The organism is Candidatus Hydrogenedens sp., assembly GCA_035378955.1.
Lineage (GTDB): Bacteria > Hydrogenedentota > Hydrogenedentia > Hydrogenedentales > Hydrogenedentaceae > Hydrogenedens.
The window spans coordinates 1-10,763 of sequence record DAOSUS010000088.1 but is presented as its reverse complement, the minus strand read 5'-3'; the positions used below and the strand labels follow the sequence as shown (position 1 = coordinate 10,763).

9 protein-coding genes are annotated in these 10,763 nt (G+C 35.5%); 6 read left to right on the top strand and 3 right to left on the bottom strand.

Annotated elements, in window-relative coordinates; translation table 11 throughout:
- Positions 1-1,657, top strand: a 1,657-nt coding sequence (locus PLA12_12885; protein HOQ33390.1) for an EF-hand domain-containing protein, incomplete at its 5' end; no start/stop codon positions are given.
- Positions 1,658-1,715: 58 nt separating this feature from the next.
- On the opposite strand, the gene PLA12_12880 is transcribed toward PLA12_12885, so the two are convergent.
- On the bottom strand, positions 1,716-2,630 hold the full coding sequence (locus tag PLA12_12880; protein HOQ33389.1) for a class I SAM-dependent methyltransferase: 915 nt from the start codon (positions 2,628-2,630) through the stop codon (positions 1,716-1,718).
- Positions 2,631-2,748: 118 nt separating this feature from the next.
- Between PLA12_12880 and PLA12_12875 the strand changes: the two genes are divergently transcribed.
- Positions 2,749-4,131 carry a cytochrome c peroxidase gene (locus PLA12_12875; protein HOQ33388.1) on the top strand — a complete coding sequence of 461 codons (1,383 nt, stop codon included), beginning with the start codon at positions 2,749-2,751 and terminating at the stop codon, positions 4,129-4,131.
- A gap of 199 nt (positions 4,132-4,330) precedes the next feature.
- Here PLA12_12875 and PLA12_12870 read toward each other — a convergent pair whose 3' ends face one another.
- A complete protein-coding gene (locus PLA12_12870) occupies positions 4,331-5,311 on the bottom strand; it encodes a DUF1559 domain-containing protein (protein ID HOQ33387.1) in 981 nt (326 codons plus the stop codon).
- Between the two features lie 268 nt (positions 5,312-5,579).
- On the opposite strand from PLA12_12870, the gene PLA12_12865 reads away from it, so the two are divergent.
- On the top strand, positions 5,580-6,488 hold the full coding sequence (locus PLA12_12865) for a radical SAM protein (GenBank protein ID HOQ33386.1): 909 nt from the start codon (positions 5,580-5,582) through the stop codon (positions 6,486-6,488).
- 55 nt (positions 6,489-6,543) lie between these two features.
- Here the strand turns inward: PLA12_12865 and PLA12_12860 are convergent, their stop codons facing one another.
- On the bottom strand, positions 6,544-8,766 hold the full coding sequence (locus PLA12_12860) for a hypothetical protein (GenBank protein HOQ33385.1): 2,223 nt from the start codon (positions 8,764-8,766) through the stop codon (positions 6,544-6,546).
- 282 nt (positions 8,767-9,048) lie between these two features.
- On the opposite strand from PLA12_12860, the gene PLA12_12855 reads away from it, so the two are divergent.
- The 3 genes from PLA12_12855 to PLA12_12845 are packed head-to-tail and all read left to right on the top strand — an operon-like array spanning position 9,049 to position 10,678.
- Positions 9,049-9,744 carry a redox-sensing transcriptional repressor Rex gene (locus PLA12_12855; protein ID HOQ33384.1) on the top strand — a complete coding sequence of 232 codons (696 nt, stop codon included), beginning with the start codon at positions 9,049-9,051 and terminating at the stop codon, positions 9,742-9,744.
- A gap of 22 nt (positions 9,745-9,766) precedes the next feature.
- Positions 9,767-10,291, top strand: coding sequence for an NADH-quinone oxidoreductase subunit NuoE (nuoE, locus tag PLA12_12850; protein ID HOQ33383.1), 525 nt, complete (start codon positions 9,767-9,769; stop codon positions 10,289-10,291).
- Between the two features lie 15 nt (positions 10,292-10,306).
- Complete coding sequence (locus tag PLA12_12845; GenBank protein ID HOQ33382.1) at positions 10,307-10,678, top strand: (2Fe-2S) ferredoxin domain-containing protein; 372 nt, start codon at positions 10,307-10,309, stop codon at positions 10,676-10,678.
- Positions 10,679-10,763: the final 85 nt, after the last annotated feature.

The window sequence follows — 10,763 nt, the reverse complement described above, 5'->3', positions numbered from 1 at the left end:
ATGGGAAGGTGAACTTCCTCCATGGGAAGGTGAACTTCCTCCATGGGAAGGTGAATTACCTCCATGGGAAGGTGAATTACCTCCGTGGGAAGGCGAACTTCCTCCTATAAATTGGAACACATGTGAATTAGGTGCTCTTGCTCTTAAATATTTTGATATTCTTGATGTAAATTCTGATGGTGCTATCACAATAGAAGAATTATTATCTACTCCTGTGGTTACAATATATCCATTACCTATTGATCCAAGTATTGTAGGGAAGGTTTTTGCCATCTTTGATTTGAATGCAGATGGAAAAATTATCAAAGATGAACTTAAAGCCATTTTGGATGAATGTCCGGAAATTTCTCCTATTGAAGGGGAACCTCCTATACCTATTGAAGGTGAGTTTGAAATTCCAACTGACCCATGTAAAATTGCGCCCTTTGCTCTTGAATATTTCGATTTGATTGACAAGAATAAAGATGGCCATATCACAATGGATGAACTTACAGGTCCTGTAATTATGACAGTTCCGTTGCCGGTAGATATTTCTATAATATCTGAAGTGTTCAAGAAGTTTGACCTCAATGGCGATGGATCTGTAATAAAAGATGAAATTAAAGCCGTATCGAGCACTTGTGCCGAAGAGCCTCCTGAAGGCGAACCTTCTCTTGAGGGAGAAATTATAATATTCCCAGACCTCTGGAATCCCTGTTCTCTGGCACCTTATGCAATTCAGATGTTCAATACGATAGACCAGAACGGAGATGGTGTGATAGATATAAATGAAATAATCACGGCTATTGCATCTGTTTATATGATGCCTATAGACCAAACATGGCTCTCTCGTATTGTGAGTATGCTTGACCTTAATAACGATGGTGTGATTACTCTGGAAGAATTACAAGCCATTGTTGGAAAATGTCAAGCACAATCGAATGAAACAGGTGGAGAAGGTCCTGGACCCGGTGGTAATGAGCCACCCACATCTTTGATTTTAGAACGAGCAGTTTCAGGAAATCACAGATATTGGCCTGGACAAACCTTGACAGTTGTTTTGACTATTAGAAATCCTATTCGTTTAAATGTCTCTGCATTAGGCTTGAAAGAAACACTCCCGACAGGGTGGGTATTACAATCTGTTGTGGAATCAAGTAACGCGGTTGTTGTTCCTTCTAATGGTGCAACAGGAACATTAGAATTTGCATGGATGGATATTCCACCATTCCCGATTAAGGTTGTGTATACGGTATCCGTTCCAAGTGATGCAGATGGACAAGTTGTTATCAGTGGCTATGTCCTTTATAGAACGGTCAATAGTGAGGAACTCACATCTCCCATAGTTGAAACCCCACTGATAAAAGGCTGGCCACCTGAAAGAGCACATTCCGCTGATTCTAATCGCGATTGGGCAATATCTCTTTCTGAAATGTTAAGAGTAATCCAGATGTTTAATTATGGTGGATATGGTTGTGATGATACTTCTGAAGATGGTTATGGCCTCGGAGATGGTAAGCATAGGAATTGTGCGCCTCATTCTGGAGACTATCAAATTCAAGATTGGAAGTTTAATTTGTCCGAATTATTACGGCAAATCCAACTCTATAATGCACCTGGTAAAGGATATATCCTCCAAGAAGGAACAGAGGATGGTTTCGCTCCACTTCTGAACTAAAACACTAAAATAATGCATAGATTGGGAGATAAGATTTTATTCTTATCTCCCTCTTTTATTAGTAATGTTGAAAAATCAGGACATTTTCGGGAAGAGCTTCTTTTTGGATATAAACACAACAGGCTCCTCCTGATGAAAAGAGATGTCCTGAAACTTCTTTTATAGTCAATTCGCCTGATAAAAAAATCCCATCTTTTTTTATATATGTCCTTAATATTCTTTCAAGAATCATAGGTGTAAAATCAGAAGAATAACATGTCAGAAAAATAAATAAAGGGGAACCCTTACAAAGCATCATTAAATCATCTAATAAACCAGATATGTACTGTCCCAATTTCCAAACTTCATTTTTAGGTCCTCTTCCAAAAGATGGAGGGTCAAGGATAAATCCGTTATAAGTTTTTCCCCTTTTAATTTCTCTACTAACAAATTTTTTTACATCTTCTACCATCCATCTCACGGAGTTCTCATTTAGATTGTTCAGTTTCATATTCATCTTCGCTAATTCAACCATTCCTTTTGAGGAATCCACATGACATACCTGAAAGCCTTTTTTGACACATGCAACTGTGGAAAGACCTGTATATGCAAAAAGATTTAAAACATGAACGGCATCTACATTTTTTATTTGGAGATTTAATAAAAGATTCCATAAATTAAGATGTTCGGGGAAAAAACCAATATGCCCAAAACTGGTTATCTTTGCATAAATATTAAAATCTTGTATAGAGATAGGAAATTGTTGAGGTATGAGGTTCTGATATTCCCAATGCCCTTCACCTTCATCGGAACGAACATATATAGCATCTATTTCTTTTTCCCATAAATCCGGGAGAGTTTTAGGATAACATGCTTCAGGTGCAGGACGAATAATTTTGTAAGGACCTACTTGTTCTAACTTAAGTCGGTCACCAGAATCTATTAAATGATAAGAATTGTTGCCTTTTATATTTTTGTTGGTTTCTCTTAACATGTTTTTTTATTTTAGTTTTATATTACATGGTAGTTGAAAAAATATAATGGATATATTATACTAATTATAGGGATTAGGTTGGGGAAAGTTTATAATAATTAAAATAAGGAGTGTGTGCATGAAAAAATATGTAATCACAGTAATCGTTCTTGGTATTCTTTTAGCGTTGGCATTTCCTATAGTAAATCTTATTGTAGGTCCTCCTGTTGGTACTGCTATTACAAAACAAAAAGTAGATGACCCGTCTTTTGCAAAAGTATTACCTATATTAGAAAAAAAATGTGTGAACTGTCATACCAAAGAATACAAACTTCCTTTCTATGCTAACTTTCCCATAGCCAGAGGAATAATAGAAGCAGATATTAAATTGGGTTTGTTTTATATGAATATGGTAAAAGAATTATTCCCGGGTGAGAATAAACCACCTACAGAAGTTGCCTTAGCAAAAATTGAACATACAACATTGATGAATGAAATGCCACCCTTGCGATACATCGCTTTACATTGGGATAGTATGCTGTCAAAAGAAGAACAAAATTTAATTTTAACATGGGTAAAATCTACACGAGCCAAGCACTATGCTACTGAGGGTATTCCTGAAAATTTAAAAGAAGAAGTTGTTCAACCTTTACCACAAAAAGTAAATGTGGACGAGAAAAAAGTAGCGTTAGGGAATAAACTATATCATGATAAAAGATTATCCAAGGATAATAGTCTTGCTTGTGCGGGTTGTCATGATTTAGGAACCGGAGGGGTTGACCGCAAGAAATTTTCTGAAGGTGTGGGAGGTGCTATTGGTCCAATAAATGCTCCCACTGTATATAATGCCTTGTTTAACTTTGTCCAATTCTGGGATGGTCGTGCCAAAGATTTGCAGGAGCAGGCAGATGGTCCCGTAAATAATCCTAAAGAAATGGCTTCCAACTGGGAAGAGGTAACATCAAAATTAAATCAAGATGAAGAATTTACAAAATCTTTCCTTGAAGTATATCCCTCTGGATACAATAAAGAGAATTTTACGAATGCAATAGCGGAGTTTGAAAAGACCCTTATAACTCCTAATTCACGGTTTGACCAATTTTTATTAGGCAAGACAGATGCTCTTACCGCAGAGGAAAAGGAAGGATATGCTTTATTTAAGAAATACAGATGTGCTACCTGTCATGTAGGCAAAGCCATGGGCGGTCAATCTTATGAAAAAATGGGCTTAAAAGCCGATTATTTCAAAGACCGTGGCGGAGAAATAAAAGAAGCCGATTTAGGGAGATACAATGTTACAAAAAATGAAGAGGATAAACATAAATTCAAAGTCCCCTTACTTCGTAATATTGCAGTTACCCAACCCTATCTACATGATGGTTCTACGGACGATTTACAAAAAGTAGTAAATATTATGTTGAAGTATCAAGTAGGCAAACAAATACCCAAAACAGAAGAAGAAAAAATCACAAAGTTCTTAAAATCTTTGACGGGTGAATATCAAGGAAAATTACTTCAATAAATAACCCTTATTTAGTTTTGATGAATATTCCGTTATAAGTGAGAATGACACTATCTTATAGATAGAAAAAGTAGGGGCGAAAAATTTATTGCCCCTACTTTTATTTCAATAACAATATCACAAAAGATTACTGTCTTTTTTTAGACTCGTTGTTTTTACAATATACAATAATATAAATGTAGAATTATGAATATTGTTACTAAATAAACATACCAATAATTTCAGCCATACCTGCATTTACAGGAGGAGTTCCGGCTCCTGTCGGATTTAATGGGTCTTCTGCAACATAACGAATAAATTCTACATGTCCATCCATATAAAGCACATTAGAGCCACCGGGAATATGATTAAATCCTTCGGGTTTGGTTGAAACATGGTCGAGCATAATCCATACAGAACTCTGTGCTTGGGCAGAGGATGCTGAATTATTAATATCCGTAATTAAAAATCTTTCAATTCCTTCTCTTAATCGGTATACAGTATTGCCACCTCCATTACCATTACCTGCTGATACTGGTACATCTTTATCAACGAGATTGGGCCATTGTGATGGGTTAGCAAAAACAGGGACAAGTGTATTTAAAGCAAGTTCAACAAATTGTCCTGGTCCTGTTACAGGTTCATTAATTAGTGGAGGAACTGCTGGTAATGTCATAGGGTTGTCTGTAGTTTTGGCTCGGTCTAAAACCCAACCGATATATATATAACTTTCATCTATTGCAGCCGCACCATAATGTTCATTAGTGCATAACCAACCCGCTGTATTCTCACCTGTAGCATCGTTGGTAACATCTTTTATATTACTTTGTGCATCGGATGGACAGAAGATTATCGCAGGGTCCGTTAGGTATTCAGGATACAAAGTTGTTAAATCAGGACCCATAGCAAGGAATACAGACCTTGTAAAAGTAGTGTATGTAGGATTGGCAACATCACAGTCTCTATATATAGGTTGTGAGCCTTCCCTTACAAGAATTCTTGGGAATCTTTCGCCTTTTGCTTCACCACAATACATTTTGAATACCAATCCCCATTGCTTTAAATTGTTCTGGCAGCTTGACCTTCTTGCTGCTTCACGAGCCCTTGCTAATGCAGGCAATAAAATAGCAGCAAGAATTCCGATAATAGCAATGACGACCAACAGCTCGATTAGAGTGAAACCTTTCTTAGATTTCTTCATAAAAAATCTCCTATCGTTTGTTTGTTAATTTTTGTAAAGATACTTTTAAACAATAAACATATAATATCATAAAAAAATAATATTAAAAAGTAAAATATCAATTTATCTATAAAATGTAATATATTTATAGAATATGTCTTGATTGTGTTTTTAAAAGGAAATTTATATCTGTTATATCATTAACAAATATAAATTTAAGGGATAAGAAAATGATATGTCTTATAATTAATTGAGATAATTTTGCTTTAAAATTTCACTAAAGAAAAATATGAAACCAGTATATTTAAGTATTAATAAAGATGTGGAAAACGAGTGTCTTGAATGGATAAATAAAACGCTACAAAATTGTTGTGCATGTCCACGGAGGTGTGGTGTTAATAGATTGGATAATGAAATAGGTCATTGTAAAATAGGTCGGTATGCAAGGGTTTCAAGTGCCTTTCCACATTTTGGGGAAGAATCCTATCTGGTAGGATGGCACGGTTCGGGCACGATATTTTTTAGTGGGTGCAATTTGAATTGTGTATTTTGTCAGAATTATGAAATAAGTCAATATCCATCAGGTCCGGAATGTTCTACAGAAATTATTGCGGAGATGATGTTAAACTTACAGTCTTTGGGTTGTCATAATATCAATCTTGTCTCTCCTTCCCATGTAATCCCTCAGATTATCGAAGCACTAATTATCGCAAAACAAGGTGGATTACAACTTCCTATCGTTTACAATACAAATTCTTATGATAGTATTGATTCATTAAAAATACTTGAAAACTGGATTGACATTTACATGCCCGATGTAAAATATTGGGAGGATGAAACGGCACGTAAATATTCCAATGCTAAAAATTATCCGGGTGTAGTAAAAGAAACTATAAAAGAGATGTATCGCCAGGTAGGAGATTTAGTAATAAATTCTGATGGAATTGCTCAACGAGGATTATTGGTAAGACATCTTGTAATGCCCGGGCTAATCCATGAAACAAAAGAGATATTAAGATGGTTAGCAAAAGATATTTCCGAAAATACTTATATCAACATTATGGAACAGTATCGACCTACTTATAAAGTTCTGGATAATCCATGTTATTTTCAAATTTCACGGAGACCTACTCGAGAAGAAATGGATGAGGTTATTCGTTTTGCAAAATTATGTGGACTAATAAGAATTGCAGAATAAATAAAAACCCCTTAAACATGAAGATATGTTTAAGGGGTTATGTCTATCTGATTTTTTATCTTACATATTGTTTTCTTATGATTAAAACAGAACACAAAGTTACAACGCCTACAAATAATACAAGTGTCAAAGACGAACTGATAGGTACTTCATCAGAGATGATAACATGAAATTCGTAAGTAGTATTTGTTTTCTGTCCATTATCATATTCACATATATATATTCCTGTATCTTCGACTTGTGCATTAGGAATCCAGAGGGAACGACAATGGGTATTTAGACCTCTTCCTTCTAAACTACCATTTAATTTTGTCCAGTTAAACGAAGAATTTGTAGCCACAGGGTCCGGAACACGCAAACAGACATCCGAACCTACTTTGAAAATTCCACCTAATGTGGAAGAAGTGCGGCATTCCTCACAATCCGAACCTGGATATACATCCGGATTTAATGCGGAATTTATATACGCTTGTTTTTTCTCTTCATAACTCATATTAGAACGAACGAAATATTCATACTCCTGTTTATTTGTCCAGCCATCTCCATCTGCATCACCATCAGGACCAAAATATTGAGGAAGGAGTTGATAATAGATAGGAGTAATTATGTTTACATGAATATTAAAATTTGGGTCAATGGCTTGTGCCGCAAGAGAAATTACCGTAGGAATCATGGTTGACTCTTGATTCCCTAAGGTCATATATCCTGCTAACATTTGAGGTAAACCATAGAAAATAGTATAGACAATCCCATTAGTTCCTCCGACATCAGTTATCATTCTTTGCATATTTTGATTATAGGCATTTACCGCAATTTGATGACTCACTCCTCCATTAGCCGTAAAATCAATAGAGGGATTATTGTAACATTCTGTAATGAGGGAGAATTCTAAAGAATCTAACATACCATTTCCAGAAATAATGATGGGGTCTATAGAAATTTGTCCACCATTTAAATCACACTCTTCAGGATTGAATGAAAGTCCTTCTGCTCCTTGGTCACTCAGTAAAACATAATAGGCACTAAGGTTTTCATGTAAATATTGCATACCTGCTACAATTTCATGGTCGGGCTGTCTAATAAAATCATGGTATTCCCAAACGCCATTATAACAAAAATCACCGTTACCTTCTGATGTTCCTGTACCGGGTCCTCCTAATGGTTTTGAAGTAGCATCTACAATGGAATCATTATCAATCACACAAAGTGTAACATTTCCAACAGCGATTGTAGTATCTACAACTACATTGTAAATTTGATTTCCCTGAATATTATTAACAGAAAGAATAGGAAGGGGAGACGATAAACTATCCTTGGCATTAAAATCAGTTATATCAACATTTGAAACAGGCTCACTAAAAGTTACTGAAAAAGTCATTGTATTTCCATTTGAAGAAATACTATTAATAAAATAAACTTTTGGATAATCCAGCCATTGACTGATAAATTCGGACATACATCTCTGGGCTAATATTTTATAACCTGGCTGTGATAAATGGATATCACCATCAAAAAGTGCATCAGGATGAACTAAGGAACAAGGGTCACCACCGGGAAATGGAGAATAAGAAGGGTAATTGCCAGGATAAGGAACAGAATTAGGAGGTAAATTCGTTGGGGTTGATGTGCCAAAATGATATTGCATGAGTCCAAGGTTATGGACATAATAAACCCGTGGTTTACTATCAGCAAGAGCCTTTTTGGCTTGTTCAAAACGAACAAAAGCATTTTGTTGATCGCATATTGAACAACCACCACGGTCTCTACCTGCAAAAGTATAACCACATAGGGCTACTCGAATATCCGGTCGGACTGCAAGAATTTCATCAATAATGCCACTCATATAATTTACAATCGTATTGATGATAAATTGTTCTTGTGAAGGATTGGATAACATACTACAATCCCAGCGAGGAGTTTGAGGTGTTCCTCTTAAGAAATCATTACCTCCTAATGTCATTACTACAATATCTATAATAGGATACTTTGCTAAATCGTCCTTTATATTTTGAATATAATTATATTCTTCTGGATAAAATTCAAATGCTCGTGCTCCCATTATGGCTGTATGACTGCCTATCTCTCGAATGTTTTCCAATCCAGGTGTTTCCAAAAATATTTCTTTAAATGTTTTGAATGCCCACATGAAGCCTGTCCAACTATCTCCTACTAATAAAACACGAGGGACTTCTTCCTGAGAAAATGCAATAGAACTGTTAAAGAAAATAAGTAAGGATAAAAAACACACAAAACACAAATTCAAAATACCATGTCTCATTTTAGTCTCCTTTGCATTACCTATAATGTTATAAAAAACAATAAATAAACTAAATAAATTATAGCAATAAAAAAAGAAAAAAGTCAATAAAATATAGAAGAGATATATCACATAGAAAAAAATAAGGCAGAAATTATTTTTATTAAAAGAAAAAAATTTTAAAAAATAATATATTTTTTGCTTGACACTAGGGAATAGATGTGATATAATTTGTTAAAGAATTCACGATTATACTTACAGGTAAGTATATAAATTTGTTCAAAATTTCACAAATAAAAGATTATGGTATCTGAAAAAACAGTAGAAAGATTAAGCTTATATCGCCGAATACTTCAGCAATTGAGGGTTGAGGGTAAAGAAACGATAATGTCGCATGAACTTGCAAATATACTGCATATAAAGCCCGCCCAAGTGCGTAGGGATATAATGCAGTTAGGTTATTCAGGGATACCTAATAGTGGATATAGGATTCGTCCTTTATTAGAAAGCATTGCAAATTTTTTAGATTCACCATTACCACAAAGTGCCGTTTTAATAGGTGTTGGACATTTAGGACTTGCCTTGTTGGCTAACTTTGCAGGACGATGGAGGCAATTAGCAATTCGTGCTGCTTTTGATAAAGACCCTGCAAAAATAGGACAAACTTTTCATGGTTGTCGTTGTTATGCTATGTCTGACTTATCAAAAGTAATTGCAGAGACAAAAAGTGTGGTTGGTATCCTTGCAATTCCGGGTGAAGGAGCACAATCCGTTTGTGACCTTCTTGTTCAGTCAGGGGTTAGTGGAATTCTGAATTTTTCTCCATTACGAATCAAAGTGCCCGATAATGTTTTTGTAGAACATGTTGACCTTTCCGCTACATTTGAAAAAGTTTCTTTCTTTGCAAGAAGAATGAAACATTATTCAGAAGAAGAAAAATGGAAAGTAGAAAATGAAATCACTGAGGGTGAATACGAAACATTAACAACCAATCAATAAAAAATTTTGTAGGAGATGAAATATGAATGAAGAATCAAAACATGCGTGTATGGAAGAAGCAAGTGAAGAAGAATTGCTTTCTCGGCTTGATGAGGTAATCGCAGAATATAAGGATAAGCCTGGTGCTCTCATTCCTGTTCTGCAGATTGCTCAGGCTATGTTTGGGTATCTACCCGAAAGTGCCTTGAAAAAGATTAGTCTGGGACTAAACAAATCGTACAGCGAAGTTGCAGGCGTAGTAACCTTTTATTCATTTTTTTCAACTCAGCCTCGTGGAAAGCATATGATTCGTGTTTGTTTAGGAACTGCTTGTTATGTCCGTGGTGGAAAACAGGTCCTTGCTGCAATTAAGGATAAACTTCACATCGATGTAGGCGAAACTACAAAAGACCGTATGTTCTCATTGGAGGTAGCTCGTTGCTTTGGTGCTTGTGGACTTGCTCCTGCAATTATGGTTGATAAAGATGTCCATCAACGAGTAAAACCGGCTCGGATTCAGGCTATTTTAGACCAATATATAAACAAAAACACAGAAAAAAATAAATAGTTAAGGAGAAAAGTCATGTCAAATATTATTCGTTCTCCGGAAGACCTTAACGCTTTGCGTGAAAAGGCAATTAAGGACATTGAGATTCGCAATTCTCAAAAGGATTTGGTGATTACAGTTCACATGGGAACATGTGGCATTGCTGCTGGTGCCAGAGAAGTATTGAAAAACCTCATCTCTGAACTTTCAGCCATAGGTATTACAAATGTTACAGTTCGACAATCTGGATGTGCAGGTCTTTGCGACCGTGAACCTATGATTACTGTTACGCATAAGTCCTCAGGTTCTGAATATCGCTATGGTAAATTGAACATAGAAAAGATACGGGAGATTGTGAAACGACATATCGCAGAAGGTAAACCCGTAATGGAATATTTAATTCCATAACAAAGGTATGCAGTGAAAATCTATGATTTCTGGAAAGTGGCTGATATGAATAAATATTATTTGAAAAGGGAAAAATATATAGAAA